The following is a 22,901-nucleotide window of genomic DNA, read 5'->3' as shown; positions in this document are numbered from 1 at the left end:
TATTCGAAGTCGTTAGTGAGCCTGGCCGTGCCACGGCACCAGCTTTCGTTGCAGGGCGCGTAGGCCCATTTCCATGGCGAAGGCGATGATGGCGATCACCAAAATCCCCAGAACCACCACGTCGGTGACTAAAAACTGCGCCGCGGACTGCACCATAAAACCCAGGCCGCTGGTGGCTGCGATCAGCTCGGCGGCCACCAGTGTCGACCAGCCAACCCCCAGACCAATACGCACGCCGGTCAAAATATCTGGCAAGGCGCTGGGCAAAATCACGTGGCGAATTAACTGCCAGCGGGTGGCGCCCAACGACTGTGCAGCACGAACTTTTGCGGGGTCGACAGTGCGTACGCCAGTGGCGGTCGCAATCGCAATCGGGGCAAAAATCGCCAAGTAAATCAGCAACACTTTCGACAGTTCGCCAATGCCGCACCAGATCACAATCAGCGGCAAATAAGCTAACGGCGGAATCGGGCGATAGAACTCAATTAGCGGGTCGAAAATGCCGCGTGCAATACGGTTGTGGCCAATCGCAATACCCACCGGTACGGCGGTCAGAATCGCAAAGCCCAAGCCCAGACCAATACGGCTAAGGCTCGCGCCCAAGTGCTGCCACAACGTTGAGTCCATGTAGCCTTTGGTCGCCAGTAACCAGCCTTTTTCCAGCACGGCTGACGGCGGCGGCAAAAACAGCGGTTCAATCAAACCGGCCGCCGTGACGGCCCACCACGTGGCGATTAATGTGACCAGAGTAATAACGCTGATCCAGCGCGTGCTCAAACTACGCTTTACCGGGCGCGGCGCATGGAGTGCAGCAATGGGGGCTGCAACGGCTTCATAGCTGCTCATGCGCGCTCCTGCCGCTGAGCGGCACCACGTTGTGAAAACACGCGCGCAAGCACGTGCTCACGGGTTTCAATAAAGCGAGGGTCAGATTTAATCGAGCGAGCCGACTCGCCGGCGTTGTAACGTCGGCCAAAATCCAAGGTCAGGCGTTCAACAATTCGGCCAGGGTTAGGCGCCAGCAGAATCAGGTCAGTGGCCAGAAATACGGCCTCTTCGATGTCGTGGGTAATCAGAAACACCGGCTTGTCGGTGCGCTTGCACACCTGCAACAGCAGCTCTTGCATCTGTTCGCGGGTGAAGGCATCGAGGGCGCCGAAAGGTTCATCCATCAGTAGCACGCGCGGGTCAGCAGCCAAGGCGCGGGCTAGGCCCACACGTTGTTTCTGGCCGCCTGAAAGCTCCCACACGCGACGCTTTTCAAAGCCCGACAAGTCCACCAGAGAGAGCATTTCACGGGCGCGCGCTTCGCGTTTGTCACGCGCAATGCCTGCCAGTTCCAGACCGAAAGCAACGTTGGCCAGCACGTCTTGCCAGGGCAACAGCACATCGTCCTGAAATACCACGCCACGTTCGGCGCTTGGGCCTTTTACCGGGGCGCCATCGAGGGTGATGCGCCCGGCGCTGGGCTCAACAAAACCGGCAATCAGGTTGAGCAACGAGGTTTTGCCGCTGCCCGAAGGGCCGAGTGCGACCAGCAGTTGTTGAGGTCCGAGATTGACGGAAATATCCGACAACACCGGCTCAACTGCGCCTGGGTACTGTGCGCTGATGCGCTCCAGTGATAACAAGGCCATGACGGTCGACTCCTCAGCGGGCGTAAATTATTGAGTGATGAAGCTGGCGTTGACCGCCGGCGCGTAGTCCGGCAGTACCGCGTCGACCTTGCCTTCTTCTTTCAAGAAGGCCGCCGTGTCGGTCAGCGCCTTGGTGGTCGGTGCACCGAGCAGAACCACTTGTTCAGCCGCCAATGGGTAGACGTTGCCTTCTAACAGGCCTGGAATGTCAGTTGCCTTCGCGCCGGACAGTTTTACAACCTTGTCGACGTTGCTTGGGTTGGCAAGCCAGGCTTTAGGATCTTTCTGGTAGTCGGCGTAGGCATCCAGGGTGACTTTGGCGAATTCTTTAACGATTTCCGGGTGCTTGGCGGCGTAGTCCTTGCGCACGATCCAGGCATCAAAGGTCGGAGCGCCGAGCTTGCCCAGTTCACCCGAGGTGATCAGCACTTTGCCGCTCTCTTTGGCTGCGCCCAAGGCGGGGTCCCACACGTAAGTGCCGTCGATATCACCGCGTTTCCACGCCGCCACAATGGCCGGTGGCGCGAGGTTCAGAATCGTCACTTTCGAGGGTTCGATGTTCCAGTGCTTCAGGGCAGCGAGCAGGCTGTAGTGGCCGGTCGATACGAAGGGCACAGCGATTTTTTTGCCGACCAGGTCTTGCGGGCCATTAATGCCCGAGCCGTCACGAACCACCAGCGCTTCTGCGCCGCCGATCTGCGTGGCGATCAAAAAGGTTTCTACCGGCACCTTCCGTGTGACGGCGGCAGTCAGAGGGCTTGAACCCAAGTAACCGATTTGCACATCGCCTGAGGCGATGGCGGCAATGATGTCCGCGCCGTTATCAAACTTGCGCCATTTGATGTTGGCGCCTGTGGCTTTCTCGTACGCGCCGTCAGCCTGTGCGACTTTGGCCGGGTCTACGGTTGTTTGATAAGCCACGGTCACATCGTTGGCGGCCTGCGCAAAGAAACTGGCACCGGCCAGAGACAGTGCTGCCAAAAGGCGTAAGGGGGCGTTCAGTTTCATCGGGAGAGTCCTCAGCAGGCTGCCGGTTATCGGCGCGATGTGAGGTTAAATGATCTAAGAATTAGTAAATAAATAACTTTTAAGCATTAGCTTATGAAGTTCTGCCTTCTGCATTTTGTGCGCGCGCACGGGCTTTTATCCGGGTTTTGCGGCCTCGGCGGGTACGCCGCAGAACCGCCCCAGAGGCTCGACTTAAAAATTTCATAAAAATCTATTTATGAATCAGACCAAAGGCCGATAGCATCCGCTCGCGAAGTTGTAGGACTTTTCCTCACATATACCTATTTGTTATGAAAGATTTAGAAATAATTCTTTTTGGGTTTATAAAAAAGTCATTACCCTCCGCGTCTACGGCAGATCACTAGACAAAGGTCGTAGGCGCCAGAAGATAGGATTGACTTGTCAGTCACTGTCTGGCGCTAATCGCGCATTCAGTAGCACCGAGACACAGATCTTGGGCGAACGAACTACAAAAATTAGAAATGTAAAGGAGCGACACAATGAACAAGTCCACCGTGGCCGTGGCGTTAGCCCTCGGTTTGTTGGCGCAGCAAGCGAGCGCTGCTGGCTTCATCGAAGACAGTAAAGCCACGCTTAAACTGCGTAACTTCTACATCAACACGGATAACCGCGATGCAGGCACCAAAGCTGCAGGCGCGCAAAGCAAAAACGAAGAGTGGGGCCAAGGCTTCCAAGTTGACTACACCTCTGGCTTCACCGCCGGTACCGTAGGCTTCGGTCTGGATGCAATCGCTCTGTTGGGCGTACGTCTGGATTCGGGCGGTGGTACCAACGGCGCTACTGCTACTTCGTACGGCGGCACTGTGTTCCCGAGCAAGTCAAACGGTAACGCTGTGAATGACTTCTCAAGCTTGGGCGTCACCGCCAAAGCCAAAATCTCTCAGACCGAACTGCGTTACGGCACCCTGATGCCAAAACTGCCAGTTATCTCCTACAACGATGGTCGCCTGCTGCCGCAGACCTTTGAAGGTGGCCAGATCACCTCCAACGAGATCAAGGACCTGACCCTGATCGGCGGTCAGATCGAACACGTTAAAGGCCGTAACTCCAGCAACGACGCACAAATGTCGATTGGTGGTGCGAACGCTCGCACTGCTAACAGCAACAAGTTCATCTACGCCGGTGCGGACTACAAAGTCACCAAAGACCTGTTGCTGCAGTACTACTACGGCAACCTGGATCAGTTCTACAAACAGAACTTCTTGGGTCTGGTTCACAACTGGGCAATCGGCCCAGGTGTTTTGAAAACTGATCTGCGCTACTTCAACAGCACTGATGACGGCAAAAACGGTAGCGTCCCTGCGTACTACAGCAACGGCAACTACCAGAGCCAGGCCAGCGGTAAAGGCAAGGTCGACAACAACCTGTACAGCGGTTTGCTGTTGTACACCGTTGCCGGTCACACCTTTGGTGGCGGTTACCAAGTCAGTAACGGTAGCAGCGACTTCCCTTGGTTGAACCAAGGCGATGGCTCGTCGAACTACACCATCACTGACTCGCAAATCCAGAAGTTCGCCCGTGCTGGCGAACGTACTTGGCAAGCACGCTACTCGTATGACTTCGCCAAGGTCGGCGTGCCTGGCCTGACCGCAGGTGCTGTTTACCTGCGCGGTGACAACATCGACACCTACAACGCCAACAAAGTGCAAACCAACAATGGCGCTTCCGAATGGGAACGCGACATTACTGTTGCCTACGTTGTTCAAGAAGGTGCGTTGAAAAACCTGGGCCTGATGTGGAAAAACGCCATGTGGCGCAACGACATCGCTGGCCAGCGCAATCAAGACGAAAACCGTCTGATCGTCAGCTACTCGATCCCTTTGCTGTAAGCCGTTTGTAGCGAAAAAAAAGTAAGACGTAAAAGTAAGAAAAATCCTGCCCGGCGCAACGCCGGGCAGGGTGTTTACCGAAGACCTGAACGGTCAATTCGCAACACATTAATAGTCGTAGCTCCCTGCCACTCCCCTTGCCTAAACCTGGATCCAGAGTGAACCCGGTACCGGGCTGCGTCCAATGAAACAGTATTTAATATTCCTTTTGGATCTAATTAAATCGATATTTATTCTTTTTAATTCGTTCATGACGCAGGCAGAGTAAGCCCATCACGCCCTGCCATCCCCTGCAAAAAGGAGCTGCACCATGAGCCTAAGACTCGGCGACATCGCCCCCGATTTCGAACAGGATTCCAGCGCTGGCAAAATCCAGTTTCATGAGTGGTTGGGCGACAGCTGGGGCATTCTGTTTTCGCACCCGGCCGATTTCACCCCGGTGTGCACCACCGAACTGGGCTTCACAGCTAAGCTCAAGGATGAATTTGCCAAGCGTGGCGTCAAAGCCATTGCCCTGTCGGTTGATCCGGTGGACTCGCACCACAAGTGGATCGGCGACATCAACGAAACACAGAACACCGTGGTTAACTTCCCGATCCTGGCCGACGCCGATCGCAAAGTGTCTGACCTCTACGACTTGATCCACCCCAACGCCAGCGACACCCTCACCGTGCGCTCATTATTTGTGATTGATCCCAACAAAAAGATTCGCCTGACCATCACCTACCCGGCCAGCACGGGGCGTAACTTCAACGAAATTCTGCGCGTGGTTGATTCGCTGCAACTGACCGACAACTACAAAGTGGCGACTCCGGCCAACTGGCAAGACGGTGACGAGGTCGTCATCGTGCCGTCGCTCAAGGACGAAGACGACATCAAAAAACGCTTCCCTAAAGGCTACCGCGCTGTGAAGCCCTACCTGCGCCTCACGCCACAGCCAAACAAGTAACCCGTTTTTCGTAGGTGATCCTCTTCAGTGCAACAGGGTTTAAGGCCGTTTCGACGGTCTTTTTTTTACCGATAAATTCATATTCATTTATGGAATAAACAAATGAATAAATATGATTTATGGATATAAAAATCACCTGTTAATGTCACCTCACTCAAGCGAAAACGCTGACAACACATTGCACACTTTCACTCAAGGAAACACCTAATGCTGGTCGTGACACTCGGAGGAAGCCCAAGCCAACGATCCCGCTCCGGGGTTTTGTTGGACCGCGCCAAACACTGGCTCAACCAGCAAGGCGTTGAAGTGGTGAGTTATCAGGTACGTGACTTTCCGGCTGAAGACTTACTGCATGCGCGCTTTGACAGCCCAAAAATTATCGACCTATTGCAGCAAATTGAACGTGCCGATGGTTTGGTGATTGCGACCCCGGTGTACAAAGCCTCTTTTAGTGGTGCGCTCAAAACTGTGCTCGACTTGCTGCCTGAGCGCGCCCTGAGCCACAAAGTGGTTTTGCCGATCGCCACGGGCGGTAGCATCGCCCACATGCTAGCCGTGGATTACGCGCTCAAGCCGGTCTTGTCGGCGCTCAAGGCTCAAGAAATGCTTCACGGGATTTTTGCGGAAGACAGTCAAATTGCATACGGCGAGGGCAGCGCTCAAGCGCAACTGGTGCCGGTCCTGGAGCAACGTTTAAACGAGTCTCTGGAGCACTTCTACAGCGCCCTAGCTCGTCGTCCAAAACCGCTGGACCCCAACATCCTCAACGAGCGCCTGCGCACGGCTCGCTGGAGTATCTGAGTTAAAAAATACCCTGTAGGAGCGAGCTTGCTAGCTCCTACACAGACGTCATAAGCGTCACTCACCTTACTGAACCGCTAACGGCTCGGCAGGTGCTACCCGATTATCGAATTACAAAAGGAGAGCGCCATGCGCCCTGTCATTTTGCGTCGTGGTCTGGTCGCACTGTTTGCTGCGGCTGTGTCATTCGGCGTTGTACTGCAAGCTCAAGCCGATACCTTGCGCATCGGTTATCAGAAATACGGCACGCTGGTGCTGCTCAAGGCCAAGGGCACGCTGGAAAAACGTCTGGCCGATCAAGGCGTCGACGTGCAGTGGACCGAGTTCCCCGGCGGCCCACAATTGCTTGAAGGCCTGAACGTGGGCTCAATCGACTTCGGCGTGACTGGCGAAACCCCGCCTGTCTTTGCTCAGGCCGCAGGCGCTGATCTGCTGTACGTCGCCTACGAGCCGCCTGCACCGACCAGCGAAGCGATTCTGGTGCCCAAGGATTCGCCGATCACCTCGGTGAAAGACCTCAAAGGCAAAAAAGTAGTACTCAACAAAGGCTCCAACGTGCACTACCTGTTGGTACGAGCCCTTGAAGACGCTGGTCTGAAATACACCGACATCCAAACCGTGTTCCTGCCGCCTGCGGATGCGCGTGCAGCCTTTGAACGCGGCAGTGTGGATGCCTGGGTTATTTGGGACCCGTACCAAGCGGCTGCCGAGCAACAACTGCACGCTCGCACCCTGCGTGATGCGACCGGTATCGCGGACAACCACCAGTTCTACCTGGCGACCAAGCCTTTCGCTGAACAGCACCCTAAAGTGATCGAAACCCTGATCGACGAAGTGCGCAGTATCGGTGAGTGGGCCAAGGCTCATCCGCAAGAGGTCACTAAGCAGGTCGCACCGTTGCTGGGCTTGCCCGCCGACATCACCGAGACCTCAGTGAAACGCCAGGGCTACGGCGCGCAGTTCCTGACCCCTGAAGTGGTCAACGCACAGCAAAAGATTGCCGACACTTTTTACCAGCTCAAGCTCATTCCAAAGCCGCTGGTTATCAAAGATGTGATCTGGACGCCACCGGCCACTGTGGCCAAAGCCCCTTAACGCTTGCAGCACCTATTTAGGAGACCACTCCATGAGCCTCAATATTTTCTGGTTCCTGCCTACCCACGGTGATGGCCATTACCTTGGCACCTCCGAAGGCGCACGCGCCGTCGACTACGGTTATCTGCAACAAGTGGCGCAAGCTGCAGACCGTCTTGGCTTCGGCGGGGTGTTGATCCCGACTGGACGCTCATGCGAAGACTCTTGGCTGGTGGCCGCTGCGTTGATTCCGGTGACCCAGCGTTTGAAATTTTTGGTAGCACTGCGTCCCGGCATCGTTTCGCCCACCGTGGCGGCACGGCAGGCCGCAACCCTGGACCGACTCTCTGGCGGGCGAGCGCTGTTCAACCTAGTGACCGGTGGTGACCCGGACGAACTGGCCGGTGATGGCTTGTTCCTGAGCCATGAAGAGCGGTACCAGGCCTCGGTGGAATTCACCCGCATCTGGCGCCGCGTGCTCGAAGGCGAAACCGTTGACTACGACGGCCAGCACATCAAGGTCAAAGGCGCCAAGTTGCTCTACCCGCCGATCCAGCAACCGCGTCCGCCGCTGTACTTCGGTGGCTCATCGGAGGCAGCGCAAGACCTGGCCGCTGAACAAGTTGAAATGGTCCTGACCTGGGGTGAGCCGCCGGCTGCGGTCGCAGAAAAGATCCAGCAAGTGCGCGATAAGGCGGCCAAGTTGGGCCGCACCGTGCGCTTTGGTATTCGTTTGCACGTGATCGTGCGTGAAACCAACGAAGAGGCCTGGAAAGCCGCCGACAAACTTATTTCTCATCTGGACGACGACACCATCGCCCGTGCTCAAGCTTCGCTGTCACGCTTTGACTCGGTCGGCCAGCAGCGCATGGCTGCGCTGCACGGCGGTAGCCGCGACAACCTCGAAGTGAGCCCTAATCTGTGGGCCGGTGTTGGCTTGGTAAGGGGTGGTGCGGGTACCGCGCTGGTCGGAGACGGCCCAACGGTTGCTGCACGGGTTAAGGAATACGCAGACTTGGGCATCGATACTTTTATTTTCTCGGGTTACCCACACCTGGAAGAGTCATACCGCGTGGCTGAGTTGCTGTTCCCGCACCTGGACATCGAGCGCCCGGAACTGCCCAAAGGTGCCGGTTATGTGAGCCCGTTTGGTGAAATGGTCGCCAACGACATCATTCCTAAAGCCGCGTCGCAGAGCTGAGGCGGCCATGAGTACGGCGAAGGCATCAAGCCTTAATAAAATTGGCCATACGCTTGCCCCTTGGCTACTGCCGGTATTGCTGCTGGCGGTGTGGCAGTTGTCAGTGTCGGCGGGCTGGTTGTCGACGCGCATTTTGCCTGCACCGATTGCGGTGATTGAAGCGGGCGTGGAACTGGTGCGCAGCGGCGAGATCTGGAAGCACCTCGCCATCAGTGGCTGGCGTGCAGGCGTAGGCTTTGCTATCGGTGGTGGTATCGGCCTGGCGTTGGGTTTTATCACCGGCTTGTCGAAGTGGGGCGAACGCCTGCTCGACAGCTCGGTGCAAATGATCCGTAACGTGCCGCACTTGGCGCTCATCCCGTTGGTGATCCTGTGGTTTGGAATCGACGAATCGGCAAAGATTTTTCTGGTGGCGCTGGGGACGTTATTCCCGATCTACCTCAACACTTACCACGGCATCCGCAACGTTGATCCGGCGCTGGTGGAAATGGCCCGCAGCTATGGTTTGTCCGGTTTCAGCCTGTTCTGGCAAGTGATATTGCCGGGCGCGCTGCCCTCGATTCTGGTCGGCGTGCGCTTTGCACTGGGCTTTATGTGGTTGACGTTGATCGTGGCGGAAACCATCTCTGCCAGCTCCGGCATTGGCTACCTGGCGATGAACGCCCGGGAGTTCTTGCAAACCGACGTGGTGGTGCTGGCGATTCTTTTATACGCGGTACTCGGCAAATTGGCCGACAGCGCGGCCCGGGGTCTAGAGCGCGTATGGTTGCGCTGGCACCCGGCGTATCAAGTGGTTAAAGGCGGTGCAGCATGACGGCACAACAGCTCCCGCATTTACGCCAGGGCATCCCATTAGCGGTGCAGAACCTGCAAAAAGCTTTTGGCGATCGTCAGGTGTTGCGCAGCGTCAACCTGCACATTCCGGCAGGGCAATTTGTAGCGATCGTGGGCCGCAGCGGGTGTGGCAAAAGTACCCTTATGCGCCTGCTGGCCGGGCTGGACCAACCCACCAGCGGCAAACTGTTGGCGGGTAGCGCACCGTTGCAAGAAGCACGTGACGACACCCGGCTTATGTTTCAGGAAGCACGTTTGTTGCCCTGGAAAAAAGTTATCGACAACGTGGGCCTTGGCCTCAAAGGCGACTGGCGGCCAAAAGCCCTTAAAGCGCTGGAAGAAGTAGGGTTGGCCGAGCGGGCCAACGAATGGCCGGCTGCCTTGTCGGGCGGACAAAAACAGCGTGTGGCCTTGGCCCGCGCCTTAATCCACCAACCGCGTTTGTTACTGCTGGATGAACCGTTGGGTGCGCTGGATGCGCTGACCCGCATTGAGATGCAACAACTGATCGAACGCCTTTGGCGCCAGCATGGTTTCACCGTATTACTGGTGACCCATGACGTCAGTGAAGCCGTCGCGATTGCTGATCGGGTCATTCTGATCGAAGACGGCGAAGTGGGGCTCGACCTCACCGTCGAACTACCGCGCCCCCGGGTGCGGGGTTCACATCGACTGGCGGCCTTGGAAACTGAAGTGCTTAACCGAGTACTCGCCTTACCGGGTTCGCCACCTGAACCAGAACCTGTAGCACCGCTGCCCACGCAACTGCGTTGGGCGCAATAAACCGACTTTTAATCCCAAGACAGGAATCCACACCATGACTATCAAAGCCATTAACGTTCGCAACCAATTCAAAGGCCACATCAAAGAAATCGTACTGGGTGACGTACTGTCCGAAATCGACGTACAAACTGCGTCCGGCATCGTGACCTCCGTTATCACCACCCGCTCGGTAAAAGAGCTGGAACTGGTGGTCGGCAGCGAAGTGATTGCCTTCGTAAAATCGACCGAAGTGTCCATCGCCAAGTTGTAATCCATGAAAGATCCACAACCCCGAACGGTGTGAGCCCTTCGGGGTTTTTTAATGTGCGTTGTGTTGTAAACAGACGCGCAAAAGTTACTTAAAGTGTTGAGTGATAATGGCGCGGGTTTCTCCACTGTAGCCAAAGATGGCACACACGCCGTCCGGGCGATCAGTTGCCATAAAAGTAGCGCAGTGATAGGGGTTGTTATGTTCGGTATCTCGGTATAACGCGACATCATCATGGGTTGCACCGAAGAGATGCCCAACCTCATGGGCAACCACTGTGCGGCCAAATGTCGTGGCGAAAGCAATGTTGGCTTCAGGTATGGCAAGCCCCTCAACCAGCATTGAAGGCATGAGATGACCATCAATCAAAAAAATATAAACATCGGTTTTTTTAGCGGTGCGCTGGTGTTCAGTCATGTACGCAGTAACGGCGGTTTTGATGTCCGCTGTAATGGCTTCTGCAAATGAGTCAATGGTGCGGTAGTTCTTTTCGTAAGACCGGTAGTTAAAGTCGGTTATTCCTGGTGTGTCACGGGTAAATATTACATTGACACGGCGCCTTGTAAGGCTGGCTATTTCGGGTGTGAATATGTTGAAGAATAAATATTCTAATTGAGCGTCGTTTTTTTCAGCCACGGTGTCGTGGACAAAGGTATAGAAATTGATCGGTTGCATGGACATCATCCTTTATAGAGCCCAAACACGTTGTTCAGTAGTGTGAGGGCGACCTGCAATCCTTGCAGGAGAAGTGGTGCTTAGTTCGGTTATATAGGGAGTTAAGGTGTTAGATGGTTATTGCGCGACGTATTTAATTCGATTCAATCTGTAGTCAATATCAACGTAGAGCGTAAGCCCGGCGACAGGGACATGAAGCGGCGATGGGATGTGAAGTGAGCCCCAAAAGGGGCCTGCTCCTATTTACGCCAAACACTCACCAACCAAGGCTGCTGATCGCGGGGCAAGCCTGCCGGGCGGTAATAGTGTTCCAGTTCCACAAACCCCGCCGCCGTGAGCCGCGCGCGCCAGTTTTCCAGGTCGTGATAGGCGCCATAACGCTGGCCATTCCAGCCTTCACGGTTATCTCCTCGCGGGTTCGAACTCAGCAGGACGCCACCCGGTTTGAGGCTGGCGTGCAGTTCACTTAATACACGTTCCAGTTCTTGGGTTGGGACGTGGAATAACGAAGCGTTGGCGAAGATGCCGTCAAAGCGCTCGGCCGGTAGGTCAAGTTTGAGAAAGTCCTGGTGCCACACGTCACAGCCGCTGTCTTCGCGGGCCATTTGGGTGAAGCGTTCGGTGCCGTCTAGCCCAATCGCAATGTGCCCTAGCCGGGTGAAGGTTTGCAGATCACGCCCCGGCCCGCAGCCAAAATCTAGAAGGGTGAACGGCGCGCAGCCTTGAATGTGGCGCAGCAAGGCGTCGATGTTTTGGCTCACATCGTGGTCGCGAGTGCCTTCGCGAAAGCCTTCGGCACTCTGTTGGTAGTGCGCCAAGGTGGTGGCGGCAATCTGTTCGAGGGTGTTGGGATCGAGGGTCATCGCAAGGCTCAGTCGGCGTCAATGTTGCCGCCGACTATACCTCAGCGCTTGTTCAGCACGCGGGCAAGGCGATCGCCGCCGAGCTGAATCACAGCGACTAACAGCACCAGCAACACGATAACGGTGAGCATGATTTGGGTGTCAAACCGCTGGTAGCCGTAGCGATAGGCGATGTCGCCCAGGCCGCCTGCACCAATCGCGCCGGCCATGGCCGAGGAGTTGATCATGGTGACGATGGTGATGGTAAAACCACCGACGATGCCCGGTAACGCTTCGGGTAAAAGCACGTGCCAGATGATGTGATAGCGCTTGCAGCCCATGGCCTGTGCGGCTTCGATCAGCCCATGGTCCACCTCGCGCAAGCTGACTTCGGCAATGCGTGCAAAGAACGGCGTGGCCGCGATGGTCAGCGGTACGACAGCCGCCCACACGCCGTAGGTGGTGCCTACAATCAGGCGGGTAAACGGAATGAGCGCGACCATCAAAATCAGAAACGGGATGGAGCGAAACAGGTTCACGAACGCACCCAAGGCTTTGTTCAGCGCGGGCGCTTCATAGATGCCGCCCTTGCCGCTGGTGACCAGAATTACCGCCAGCGGAATCCCCAGAATCAGCGCGATAAAAGACGACACACCGACCATCAAAAAGGTGTCTATCACGCCCTGCCATAAGCGATCAAACGTCATAGCCCAGCACCTCTACTTGTTGTGCCCATTGTTCAGCGCGGGTGCGCAGTTCTTCAGCACCCAATGAGGTGCTGGTGACACTGAGCAGCAGTTGTCCCAACGCATGGCCCTGGATCTGCTCGACGCCGCCATGGAGTAACCGCACTTGGCCGCCCAAGGCGCTGAACAGCGCGCCTAGGTCCGGCTCTTGTGCCTGGCTGCCGGTAAAGCGCAGGCGCAGAATCACGCTCGATTGTGCCGAGTGCGGGGCTGTGTGAATGCGGTTTTTCAGCGCCTCGGGCAGGTTGTCTTGAAGCGGTGCGAGCAAGGTTTTACTGACCTCGTGCTGCGGGTTGCCAAACACTTGCCACACGGGGCCTTGTTCGACGACCTGGCCTTGTTCAAGCACCACCACGCGGTGGCAAATATCGCGGATCACTGCCATTTCGTGGGTGATGAGGATGATGGTCAGGCCCAGTCGCTGATTGATCTCGCGCAGCAAGCCAAGGATCGACTGGGTGGTTTCCGGGTCGAGGGCCGAGGTGGCTTCGTCGCAGAGCAAAATTGCCGGGTCGTGAACCAGTGCGCGAGCAATGCCCACACGTTGTTTTTGCCCACCGGAGAGTTGCGCCGGGTAGGCCGTGTGTTTGCCTTGCAAGCCCACCAACTCCAGCAACTCGCGGACTTTTTGTTCGCGTTGCAGCTTGGGTACACCGGCCACCTTGAGCGGCAGTTCAACGTTCTGCCACACGGTTTTGGCTGACATCAGGTTGAAGTGCTGAAAAATCATGCCGATCTGACGGCGCAAGGCGACCAGCTTGTTTTCGTCAAACTCACCGATGTCGATTTGATCAATCAACACTCGGCCGTGGCTCGGTTGCTCCAGCCGGTTGATGGTGCGGATCAGCGACGACTTACCGGCACCGCTACGGCCGATGATGCCGAATATTTCTCCACGCTGAATCGCCAGATCAATACCCTTGAGGGCATCGACCGGACCTTGGCGACCGTCATAGGTTTTGCCGACACCAATAAAGCGCACGTGGGCGTTTGTCAGTTCCGGGTGCAGATGGGTGTGGGACGCGCTGGGTTGCGGCTCATCGAGCCGCGTACGGGCAATGGCTACGTTCATGCTTAGTTCGTCCAGCCAGGTTGGTACAGGGTGCCGTAGGTTTTATCCAGGGCGGCTTTCACAACCGGCGAGTGCTGATAAATGTCGACGAACTTGGCCAGGCGCGGGTCGTCCTTGCTCTTGGGTTGAATGACAAACTGAATCACGTACTCCGGGTGGTCGATGCCGTCGAACAGCAGCGCGGAGGACGCATCGAAGGTTTTGGCCAGACGGATATAGTGCGGGTAGCCCTGTACCAGGTCGGCATCGTCGTAGGCGCGTACCAGTTGCACCGCTTCGACTTGGAGGATTTTGATCTTTTTCGGGTTGTCGATGATGTCTTCTTCGGTGGCTTTGTAGCCGACGCCGGGTTTGAGCGTAATCAGCCCGGCCTTGGCCAGCAGTTGCAGTCCGCGCCCGCTATTGATCGGATCGTTGGCGATGGCCACGGTGGCGCCAACGGGCAATTCGTCGAGGCTTTTGTATTTTTTGGAATACAGGCCCACGTTGTTGATCACGCCCTTGGCGTAAGGCACTAGGTGAAAACCGCCTGCGGCGTTGGCGTTTTCCAAGAACGGAATGTGTTGGAAGTAGTTCACGTCAATGTCGCCGCTGGCGAGGCTGACATTGGGGGCGATCCAGTCGGTGAACTCGACCAGCTCAACGTTCAGGCCTTGTTTGCCCGCCTCAGCCACAGCGGCTTCCAGCGGAATAGCGAAGGCGGCGGTGGTGCCGACCTTGAGGGGTTTTTCGGCAGCGAAGGTGAGGCCGCTGAACAGCCCGAGTGCCAGAACCAGTGCGTGTTTTTTGTTCATGTGATTTATCCGCTCATAAAGGGTGTAGTTCGGTCTCTGTAGGAGCGAGCTTGTCTCGCGATCTTTTGATCTTTAAAAGATCGCGAGACAAGCTCGCTCCTACAGTGTTTAAGGTCTAAAAGAGGCGCCGGTATGACGCTCGGGCAAATGTGCATCGCCTTCGATAAATAGCTTTTGCCGCAAGCTGCCGGTGTCGTACGCAGTCTTGTAGGAGCCCCGACGTTGCAGCTCGGGGATCACCAGATCGATAAAGTCGACATAGCTTTCAGGGGTGACAATGCGGGTTAGGTTGAAGCCGTCGAGGCCGGTCTCGGCGATCCACGACTCCAGTTCGTCAGCGACCTGTTCCGGCGAGCCGACCACGGTCATGTAACGCCCGCCCAGCGCGTGCTGTTCGAGCAGCTTGCGGCGCGTCCAATCGTTGTTTTGCAGTACTTTGGTCGCGGACTGAATGGCGTTGCTCTTTACGTACTGAATCGGTTCGTCCAGTTCGTAGTCGGCAAAGTCGATGCCGGTGGAACTGGCGAAATGCGCGACTCCGGCTTCGGCGCTGGCATAGCTCAGGTATTCCTCGCGCTTGGCCTGCGCCTCGGCGTCTGTCGGCGCAACAATGACGTTGAGGCCCATAAACAGTTTGATGTCGTCAGGGTTACGGCCTGCCGCCACAGCGCTGGCGCGGACTTTATCGACCTGAATTTTGGTCGCGGCCTTGGTCTGGCCGCTGATGAATACGCACTCGGCATGGCGCCCGGCAAATCGCAGCCCACGGTCCGAACTGCCCGCTTGGAAAAGCACCGGCGTGCGCTGTGGCGAAGGCTCGCAGAGGTGGTAGCCCTCGACCTGATAAAACTCGCCAGCGTGTTTGACCTTGTGCACTTTGTCGGGCTGGGCGTAGATGCGTTGCACCGGATCGTTGAGCACGGCGCCGTTTTCCCAACTGCCTTCCCAGAGTTTGTAGAGCACCTCCAGGTATTCGTCGGCCTGATCGTAACGACGGTCGTGTTCCACCTGCTCGGTTAGGCCCATGGCCTTGGCCGCGCTGTCCAGATAACCGGTCACGATGTTCCAGCCCACCCGACCCTGGGTCAGGTGGTCAAGGGTCGACATGCGGCGTGCGAATAAATATGGCGGCTCGTAGGTCAGATTGGCGGTCAAACCAAAACCGAGGTTTTTGGTGACAGCCGCCATGGCCGAAACCAGCAGCAACGGGTCGTTGACCGGCAACTGGATGGACTCTTTGAGCGGAATATCAACCGATTGTTGATAAACGTCGTATACGCCAACGATATCGGCGATAAAAAGCCCGTCGAACAGCCCGCGTTCTAGCAACTGCGCCAGCTCAGTCCAGTATTCCAGGGTGTTGAAGCGGGTTGAGGTATCGCGTGGGTGCGTCCACAACCCGTGGTTGATATGTCCAATGCAGTTCATGTTGAAGGCATTGAGCAGGATTTTCTTTTTGCTCATCAGATGGTCCCCCGCAGCGGTGGGTTTTCACTGTTGAGGTAGTAATTGCCCACGGCGTGGTACTTCCAGCGCACCGGGTCGTGCAGCGTGTGTACGCGGGCGTTGCGCCAGTGGCGATCGAGGCCGTGCTCGGCCAAGGTGGCCTGACTGCCGGCCAGCTCAAACAGGGTGCTGCCAGCGGCCAACGACACTTCTGTGCTGATGGCGCGCGCTTCAGCCACGGCAATCGAGGCGGCAGCCACGGTGCTGGCGTTGGTGTTGGCCTGTGCGGTGTCGAGAAACTCGCCGCTGCGATCCAGCAAGGCTTCAGCAGCATGCAAGCGTGCGCTCAAACGGCCGAACGTGTTGAGGGTCAATGGGTCTTCGCTGGCGATGTCGGACGTGGCGTCGATCCAAGGCCGGGTTTTGGTGCGTACAAAGTGCAGGGCGTCTTCATACGCTGCGCGGGCGATGCCGGTGTCGATGGCCGCGTGCAGAATCTGCGCCAGCGGGCCGACCGGCGTCGGGCGCTCGAAAGCACTTTGAAACGGGATCACGTCGTCGGTGGCAACAAACACGTTGTCGAACACCACAGAGCCGCTGCCGGTGGTGCGCTGACCAAATCCGCTCCAGTCATCGATCACCTTTAAGCCTTCACTGTCGCTGCGCACAAAGGCCAAGTGGTGTACGCCGTTGTCATCCACCACCGAGGTAGGAATGCGTTGCGCGTACAGCGCGCCGGTGGCGTAGAACTTGCGGCCGTTGATGCGATAGCCGTGTTCCGCCTTGGCCAGATGTGTGGTGCGGTCGTGGGCGGTTTTGGTGCCCAGTTCGGCAAGCGCATTGCCAAAGCGTTGACCGGCCAAGACTTCGGCATACAGCCGTTGTTTTTGCGATTCGCTGCCGTTCACGCGCAGCACTTCGAGGGCGTAGAAATGGTTCTGTGGAATTTGCCCCAGCGAGCTGTCGGCGGCCGAGATAAGGGCCACTACTTGCGCGAGGGTGACGTTGGACACGCCCGCGCCGCCATAAGCCTTCGGCACGGAAATGCCCCACAGACCAGTGTGGGAAAACAGCTCCAGTTCATCGAAAGGCAGGCGTCGTTCGCGGTCGCGCAACACGCTGTCACGTTTGAAATGGGCGGCAAGTTCACGCGCTACGCTCAGGGCCTCGGCATCGCTGTGGATAACCGGGACCTGTTTGGATGTCAGTGACATGGGTGTCTCCGTTAGATCCAGGAATGTCGGGCAGGCAACGTGCCGTTGAGGCGGTAGGCGCCGATAGCGTGGTATTTCCAGCGCACGGGGTCGTGCAGCGTGTGCACGCGTGCGTTGCGCCAATGACGGTCCAGGTTGAACTCGGCAAGGGTGGCGCGACTGCCCGCCAGTTCGAAGAGTTTTTCACTGGCCAGCAATGACAGCTCAGTGCTCAGGACTTTGGCTTCGGCCACGGCAATAGAAGCGCGGGCAGCGGACTGGGCATCTATCGGCGCTGCGCTGACCTCGTCAAGCACGCGACCAGCCTTGCGTAGCAACGCTTCGGCGGCGTGCAACTCGATCTGCAACTTGCCGATGTCAGCGATCACGTAGGGGTCATCGCTGTTGCGTTCGACCTTGGCATCGACCCATGGGCGCGAGCGTTCGCGCACAAAACTGATGGTGTCGGCGATGGCGCCGCGTGCAATACCCAGGTCGATGGCGGCCTGAATCAGTTGCGACACCGAGCCTTGAATGTTCGGGACTTCAGCTAGGCGCCAGTTGTCGATGACCAGTTCGGTTTCAATCGGTACGTTATTAAGCAAGACCGTGCCGCTGGCGGTGGTGCGCTGGCCGAAACCGGACCAGTCATCGACTACCCGCAGGCCTGGCGTGCCGCGACGCACAAAAGCCATGACTTGTTTGCCGTCATCGTTGAGCGCCTTGACGGCGATCCAGTGCGCAAATAGCGCTCCGGTGGAGTAAAACTTTTGGCCATTGATCACGAAGTCGTCGCCATCGGCCGTGATGCGGGCTTTCAGGTCGAGGGTGTTTTTAGTGCCGCGCTCCGGGCCTGCGTTACCAATGCGCCAGCCTTGCAGCACGCGGGTGAACAGATGTTCTTTTTGCGCCGGGGTCGCGATGCTTTCAATCAGGTTGAGAATACCCACCTGATTTTGCGGAATTTGCCCCAGCGCCGGGTCGGCTGCCGAGATGATGGCAAACACTTCAGCCAAGGTGATGTAAGACACCTGCGGCCCGCCAAATGCGCGGGGAATAGAAATACTGCCCAAGCCACTGCGGGTAAATGCTTCGATCTGTGACCAAGGCAGTTTGCGTTGCTGATCGCGCTTGGCAGCATGTTCACGGGCGGCGTTGGCCAGATCGTGGGCGGCTTGAAGGGCTTCGTTGTCCGTGCGCAGGACGTGCGCTGCTAACAACAGGGGCGCGACATCTAGGTCGCTTTGCAGTTGTGCATTCGCCAAGAAGGACATTAGTTGTGCTCCTTGATTGCACGCAATGCCCTGGCGATCTGCACAAGGGTAATTGTGTTGCTGACCATACCTACCTCGCGTCTCGTTGTTTGGAGCGCCGCTTGAGCGGCGCGAATTAAAGCAAGAGAGTCCGGTGGTCCGGTGCATATACCCTAATCGAGTATAAAAATTAAAAAAACTATCTTTTTGGAATATGAATAGACGATTCGCGCTGGCCTTTGCGGTCAGTTTCTCCAGTTAGGACGCGGCTCTGCAGCGCATAGCACCTCGCGTGGGGCGGTGTTTATATAGCGCTTACTGGCGCCAACCTTGAGTGTTCGGGCAGGGGCCCAGCGAGAGTTATTGCCCACGCGGTCAATCACGCAATAAGTGACCTCCAGTTTTGAGTCCTCGCCGGCTTCCTGAATAATCTCGGGGGGCACGAAGACGCTGACAGGTTTGTTGACATCGACCTGACGCAGTTTTGGCAGATCCATTCGCACATCGCCCCAGAGCAAGGTGATTTCGTCTTCGCTGGCCATGTTGCGGTACGGTTCGATGGTCACAGGTACGCCGCGTTTTATCTGGCTTGGGTTAACCCCGTAGCGCTGGATCGGGTCGGGAATCATCAGTGGCGCGAGGCCCTGGTTTTCCTCTCCGATGGCTTCACCTCCAGGGCAATCAAGTTTGACCAGCACTTTAAGTTGGGCTGAAAGCGCAGGGCTGCTACCAATGTGCATCACGCGGTAATAGAGACGGGAGGTTCCATTTTGAATGAAACTTTCGGGCACTCTCAATGAAATGGGTTGGCCAATGTCAGTGCGGGTTAGTTGTTGTGAGGATATATAACAACCGTCCCAGAATAGTTCAATTAAATCGCCTTCCTCCATATTTATATAGGGGGCGACAATGACGATTAATTGTTCGGCGGCACGTGCACAAATTGTGTGTTTGTCAGATTGGGCCAGTGTAGGGGCGGCTAATTTATGGGTGTGCGAGGTAAAAGGCATGGGTTAAATTCCTTTCTAACTTTAAGGCGTCACAGAGCACAACGGCGCGGCCGCTATGGGTTTCAGCACTGAATGAAACGGGTGCTCGTGCCGCTTGAGTAATGGGTTTGTAAATTCGTATGCAGCGTATCCGGGTGATAAATGATTACATTGGGAGCAGGTTGTAATGCTGTTTTTATTAGATAAGAGTCTTGGTTCATTAGTGTCAAGGTGGGATGTTGCAAATGTTGATGTCTTCGGGTTATTCAGACCCTTCCTACTGGCAAGACGTTTATTAATACTGCCTCGGGGGCGTTTAGACAGGGTGAAGCGGGCTTGGAGTTATAAGACGCCTGGCTTGGTAAACGTGTTTAGTGTGATCGTATTTAGGCAGTTCGGTGTGTAAGGCGGTGGAAGAAAATATTGCCGTTGATAAATAAAGATTACTCCTACACATGGTTTTATAGTTTCATGTTGAGCATTAAGGTGAACGAACAGGCTGGGCTAAGTCCTTCGTGCTCAGTGATGGGTCAGGTGTTAGCAATTATTTCACACTCAACCTGCATAATAACGTCGTGCGAGGCAGTCGGTTTTGCCCGCTTTGTGCTATTAGACCTAGCAAAATTTCTTGGATGATCCTGCCAATGGCTACAGACCCTCAGCTAATCCCTCCCGTACGTCGACCTTCTCGCTTTGGCCGTTGGTATTACTGGCTATTGGTGCTGGCTGCGCTGCTCTATGGGCTGGCGTCAATCCTGCACTGGGATGACCGTGGAGCACTGTGGGTGCTGGAGCAGTTTGAGAGCCCAATGGAGCAGAATGAAAGCGTGTGGTTGCCTGACTACACGGTGGTCATTGATGCCAAGCCGTTGCCGGGGATGGAGAAAGATGAGGCGTCGGATCTTGCCTACAACCCCGTGAGCAACACGCTTTTTTCCGTGATGGGTAAGAATCCGTTTCTGGTTGAATTGACCCTCGACGGCGACGTGCTGCGGAAAATTCCGTTGGTGGGCTGGCAGAACCCGGAAGGGTTGACGGTGATGGAAAATGGCCTGCTGGCCATTGTCGATGAACGCCAGCACATGCTGAGCATCATCAACGTCGAGCCTGACACTAAAAGCCTGAATTTTGAGGACTTCCCTAAGTACGACCTTGGGCCGTCCAAAAATCAGAACAAAGCGTTTGAAGCCATCGCTTGGGACCCGCGTCGCCAGCAGTTGTTATTGGGTGAAGAGCGTCCGCCGGCCTTGTTCGTGTGGAAAAGCGATGGTAGCCAGGTGCTCAGCGGCGACAAACAAAAAGTGCCCAGCGATGAGCTCGATTTGCGTAATTTGTCGGGGTTGAGCATGGACCCGCGCACTGGTCACACCCTGTTGCTGTCTGCTGACTCGCACCTGCTACTCGAACTTGATGAGCTGGGTGAGCAAGTTAGCTTCATGACCTTGCTTCGCGGGTTCAATGGCCTGAAAAACACCATCCCTCGTGCCGAAGGCGTGGCGATTGATAACAACGGAACCCTGTACATGGTGAGTGAGCCGAACTTGTTCTATCGCTTCGAGAAGAAAGCGAAGTAATCACCAAGCACTCCGGTAGGCGCGAGTTGGCCCCGCGATCTTTTGATCGTATAAAAGACCGCTCGCTCCTACAGGAAACAGCCCGTGCATCAAGAATTAAGCTTGAGTTCATGCAGTCGTGGTATCCCAATCGCCTGATTTGTTTAGAGCTTGAGCCAATGCGCCGCGTTAACCGTTCGACCTTCCTTTTTATAAGCGTGTTGCTTGCGGCCCTGATCGCTGCCGGCTTCGCTGCGCAGCATTACCGTTTGTTTGAACGCACCTGGTTCAACCTCAGCCAGCTTTGGCAGCCCGCGCGCCCTGACGGCATCAATCTGCGCGAGTACCGCGCTGTGCTCCAAGGCCAGACAATCGATGGCCTTGAAGACAATGTGTCTGCGCTGACCTTCGACCCCCTGCGCAAAAGCCTGTTTACCGTGACCAACAAAAAAACCGAATTGGTCGAGTTGTCTCTCGATGGGCGGATATTAAGGCGCATACCGTTGGTCGGGTTTGGTGATGCCGAGGCCATTGAGTTCATTGGCGAGAACACTTACGTGATCACCGATGAATATCAACAGCGTCTGATTAAAGTGACGATCGATGACCATACGCAGGCACTGAATGCCGCCGATGCCGAGCAATTGACGCTGGGGATCAACCCACTGGGCAACAAGGGATTTGAAGGCCTGGCCTACGACTCGGTTGGCAAGCGTTTGTTTGTGGCCAAAGAGCGTGACCCGATGCTGATTTACGAGGTGCGCGGTTTTCCCCATGACAACCCGCAACAACCCTATGCCACTCATGTGGTGAGCAACCCGAGGCGCGATGCGCGGTTGTTTGTACGTGACTTGTCGAGCTTGCAGTTTGACGAACGCAGCGGACACTTACTGGCGCTGTCAGATGAGTCGAAGTTGCTGCTGGAACTGGATATAAACGGGCGCCCGATCAGCACGTTGTCGCTAATAAAGGGCCGTCATGGGCTCAAAGAATCTGTGCCGCAAGCAGAAGGCGTCGCGATGGACGATGAAGGGACAGTGTATGTGGTGAGCGAGCCAAACCTGTTTTACGTGTTCAAGAAGCCCTGAATCAACACCGTGTAGGAGCTGCCGAGGTACGAAGGCTGCGATCTTTAAAGATCAAAAGATCGCAGCCTGCGGGGCTGTGGGGGTTACTTGCTCAGGGTTTTCACGCCTTCAGGTGTGCCCAGCATCAGCAGGTCGGCCGGACGGGCAGCGAACAAACCATTGGTCACGACGCCGACGATGGCGTTGATTTGACGTTCCAGCTCCACCGGGTTGGTGATCTGCATGTTGAACACGTCGATGATGATGTTGCCGTTGTCGGTCACCACGCCTTCACGGTAAACCGGGTCGCCGCCCAGTTTGACCAACTCGCGGGCCACATGGCTGCGGGCCATCGGGATCACTTCAACAGGCAGCGGGAACGCGCCCAGCACTGGCACCAGCTTGCTGGCGTCAGCAATGCAGATGAAGGTTTTAGCCACGGCGGCGACGATTTTTTCGCGCGTCAGGGCTGCACCGCCGCCTTTGATCAGGTTCAAGTTTTCGTCGCTCTCATCGGCGCCGTCCACGTAGAACTCCAAGTCGCTGACGGTGTTCAACTCATACACCGGGATGCCGTGGCCTTTAAGGCGAGCGGCGGTGGCTTCGGAGCTGGCCACGGCGCCGTCGAATGCGCCCTTGTGCAAGGCCAGCGCGTCGATGAAGCAGTTGGCCGTGGAGCCGGTGCCGACCCCAACGATGCTCTTGTCATCCAGTCTTGGAAGGATGAAGTCGACAGCTGCCTGGGCAACGGCCTGTTTGAGTTGATCCTGGGTCATGCGGGCTCCGGGGCGGGAAGGGTAAACAGAAGGGCGTGGAGTATAACTAAAACCTTCTATTTCGTATGGTCGGCTGCGTAAACGCTGGGGTAGACTCCTTGGTCCCCGCCC

General features: G+C 56.3%; 23 protein-coding genes. 10 read left to right on the top strand and 13 right to left on the bottom strand.

Annotated elements, in window-relative coordinates; all coding sequences use genetic code 11:
• Positions 1-12 precede the first annotated feature (12 nt).
• From tauC to tauA, 3 genes are read right to left on the bottom strand one after another with little or no spacing between them, the layout of a single operon-like run.
• The gene (gene tauC / locus B347_RS0116455; RefSeq protein ID WP_019410787.1) at positions 13-846 is read right to left on the bottom strand and encodes a taurine ABC transporter permease TauC; all 834 of its coding nucleotides are present in this window, start codon (positions 844-846) and stop codon (positions 13-15) included.
• A complete protein-coding gene (tauB, locus tag B347_RS0116450) occupies positions 843-1,637 on the bottom strand; it encodes a taurine ABC transporter ATP-binding subunit (protein ID WP_019410786.1) in 795 nt (264 codons plus the stop codon). Before tauB ends, tauC begins: the two co-directional genes overlap by 4 nt.
• Positions 1,638-1,664: 27 nt before the next feature.
• Entirely contained in the window at positions 1,665-2,645 is a 981-nt protein-coding gene (tauA, locus tag B347_RS0116445; RefSeq protein ID WP_019410785.1) for a taurine ABC transporter substrate-binding protein, read from the bottom strand.
• A 500-nt stretch (positions 2,646-3,145) separates the two neighbouring features.
• Here tauA and B347_RS0116440 point away from each other — a divergent pair, with 500 nt between their 5' ends.
• The 8 genes from B347_RS0116440 to B347_RS0116405 all read left to right on the top strand — a co-directional run bounded on the left by B347_RS0116440 (position 3,146) and on the right by B347_RS0116405 (position 10,387).
• Entirely contained in the window at positions 3,146-4,495 is a 1,350-nt protein-coding gene (locus tag B347_RS0116440) for an OprD family porin (RefSeq protein WP_019410784.1), read from the top strand.
• Positions 4,496-4,805: 310 nt separating this feature from the next.
• Positions 4,806-5,444 carry a peroxiredoxin gene (locus B347_RS0116435; RefSeq protein WP_019410783.1) on the top strand — a complete coding sequence of 213 codons (639 nt, stop codon included), beginning with the start codon at positions 4,806-4,808 and terminating at the stop codon, positions 5,442-5,444.
• Between the two features lie 207 nt (positions 5,445-5,651).
• A complete protein-coding gene (gene ssuE, locus B347_RS0116430; protein ID WP_019410782.1) occupies positions 5,652-6,245 on the top strand; it encodes an NADPH-dependent FMN reductase in 594 nt (197 codons plus the stop codon).
• A 129-nt stretch (positions 6,246-6,374) separates the two neighbouring features.
• The gene (locus B347_RS0116425) at positions 6,375-7,340 is read left to right on the top strand and encodes a sulfonate ABC transporter substrate-binding protein (protein ID WP_019410781.1); all 966 of its coding nucleotides are present in this window, start codon (positions 6,375-6,377) and stop codon (positions 7,338-7,340) included.
• Between the two features lie 31 nt (positions 7,341-7,371).
• Positions 7,372-8,520 (top strand): FMNH2-dependent alkanesulfonate monooxygenase, encoded by a 1,149-nt coding sequence (ssuD, locus tag B347_RS0116420; RefSeq protein ID WP_019410780.1) that lies wholly within the window; start codon positions 7,372-7,374, stop codon positions 8,518-8,520.
• A gap of 7 nt (positions 8,521-8,527) precedes the next feature.
• On the top strand, positions 8,528-9,334 hold the full coding sequence (gene ssuC, locus B347_RS0116415; protein ID WP_019410779.1) for an aliphatic sulfonate ABC transporter permease SsuC: 807 nt from the start codon (positions 8,528-8,530) through the stop codon (positions 9,332-9,334).
• Positions 9,331-10,137 carry an aliphatic sulfonates ABC transporter ATP-binding protein gene (gene ssuB, locus B347_RS0116410; protein ID WP_019410778.1) on the top strand — a complete coding sequence of 269 codons (807 nt, stop codon included), beginning with the start codon at positions 9,331-9,333 and terminating at the stop codon, positions 10,135-10,137. The genes ssuC and ssuB overlap by 4 nt, the downstream gene beginning before the upstream one ends.
• A 34-nt stretch (positions 10,138-10,171) precedes the next feature.
• The gene (locus B347_RS0116405; RefSeq protein ID WP_003444581.1) at positions 10,172-10,387 is read left to right on the top strand and encodes a TOBE domain-containing protein; all 216 of its coding nucleotides are present in this window, start codon (positions 10,172-10,174) and stop codon (positions 10,385-10,387) included.
• Between the two features lie 84 nt (positions 10,388-10,471).
• On the opposite strand, the gene B347_RS0116400 is transcribed toward B347_RS0116405, so the two are convergent.
• The 9 genes from B347_RS0116400 to B347_RS0116360 all read right to left on the bottom strand — a co-directional run bounded on the left by B347_RS0116400 (position 10,472) and on the right by B347_RS0116360 (position 19,415).
• The gene (locus tag B347_RS0116400; protein WP_019410777.1) at positions 10,472-11,059 is read right to left on the bottom strand and encodes a hypothetical protein; all 588 of its coding nucleotides are present in this window, start codon (positions 11,057-11,059) and stop codon (positions 10,472-10,474) included.
• Positions 11,060-11,298: 239 nt separating this feature from the next.
• Entirely contained in the window at positions 11,299-11,922 is a 624-nt protein-coding gene (locus B347_RS0116395; protein WP_019410776.1) for a class I SAM-dependent methyltransferase, read from the bottom strand.
• 41 nt (positions 11,923-11,963) lie between these two features.
• On the bottom strand, positions 11,964-12,608 hold the full coding sequence (locus B347_RS0116390) for a methionine ABC transporter permease (protein ID WP_019410775.1): 645 nt from the start codon (positions 12,606-12,608) through the stop codon (positions 11,964-11,966).
• Positions 12,598-13,719 carry a methionine ABC transporter ATP-binding protein gene (locus tag B347_RS0116385; protein ID WP_019410774.1) on the bottom strand — a complete coding sequence of 374 codons (1,122 nt, stop codon included), beginning with the start codon at positions 13,717-13,719 and terminating at the stop codon, positions 12,598-12,600. The genes B347_RS0116390 and B347_RS0116385 overlap by 11 nt, the downstream gene beginning before the upstream one ends.
• Positions 13,720-13,721: 2 nt before the next feature.
• Positions 13,722-14,513, bottom strand: coding sequence for a MetQ/NlpA family ABC transporter substrate-binding protein (locus B347_RS0116380; RefSeq protein WP_019410773.1), 792 nt, complete (start codon positions 14,511-14,513; stop codon positions 13,722-13,724).
• 108 nt (positions 14,514-14,621) lie between these two features.
• Positions 14,622-15,977, bottom strand: coding sequence for an LLM class flavin-dependent oxidoreductase (locus B347_RS0116375; RefSeq protein WP_019410772.1), 1,356 nt, complete (start codon positions 15,975-15,977; stop codon positions 14,622-14,624).
• Complete coding sequence (locus tag B347_RS0116370) at positions 15,977-17,173, bottom strand: SfnB family sulfur acquisition oxidoreductase (protein ID WP_019410771.1); 1,197 nt, start codon at positions 17,171-17,173, stop codon at positions 15,977-15,979. The genes B347_RS0116375 and B347_RS0116370 overlap by 1 nt, the downstream gene beginning before the upstream one ends.
• 11 nt (positions 17,174-17,184) lie before the next feature.
• Positions 17,185-18,426 (bottom strand): SfnB family sulfur acquisition oxidoreductase, encoded by a 1,242-nt coding sequence (locus B347_RS0116365; protein WP_019410770.1) that lies wholly within the window; start codon positions 18,424-18,426, stop codon positions 17,185-17,187.
• A gap of 224 nt (positions 18,427-18,650) precedes the next feature.
• Positions 18,651-19,415: a hypothetical protein gene (locus tag B347_RS0116360; protein ID WP_026014243.1), complete on the bottom strand. Its 765-nt coding sequence runs from the start codon at positions 19,413-19,415 to the stop codon at positions 18,651-18,653.
• Positions 19,416-20,038: 623 nt separating this feature from the next.
• Here B347_RS0116360 and B347_RS0116355 point away from each other — a divergent pair.
• Together B347_RS0116355 and B347_RS0116350 are read left to right on the top strand one after the other, a co-directional pair.
• On the top strand, positions 20,039-20,968 hold the full coding sequence (locus tag B347_RS0116355) for an SdiA-regulated domain-containing protein (protein WP_026014242.1): 930 nt from the start codon (positions 20,039-20,041) through the stop codon (positions 20,966-20,968).
• Between the two features lie 158 nt (positions 20,969-21,126).
• Positions 21,127-22,035, top strand: coding sequence for an SdiA-regulated domain-containing protein (locus B347_RS0116350; protein WP_026014241.1), 909 nt, complete (start codon positions 21,127-21,129; stop codon positions 22,033-22,035).
• A gap of 83 nt (positions 22,036-22,118) precedes the next feature.
• On the opposite strand, the gene rpiA is transcribed toward B347_RS0116350, so the two are convergent.
• A complete protein-coding gene (rpiA, locus tag B347_RS0116345; protein WP_019410766.1) occupies positions 22,119-22,790 on the bottom strand; it encodes a ribose-5-phosphate isomerase RpiA in 672 nt (223 codons plus the stop codon).
• Positions 22,791-22,901 lie beyond the last annotated feature (111 nt).

Source organism: Pseudomonas psychrophila HA-4, from assembly GCF_000282975.1.
GTDB lineage: Bacteria > Pseudomonadota > Gammaproteobacteria > Pseudomonadales > Pseudomonadaceae > Aquipseudomonas > Aquipseudomonas psychrophila_A.
This window is presented reverse-complemented; position numbering and strand designations above follow the sequence as displayed.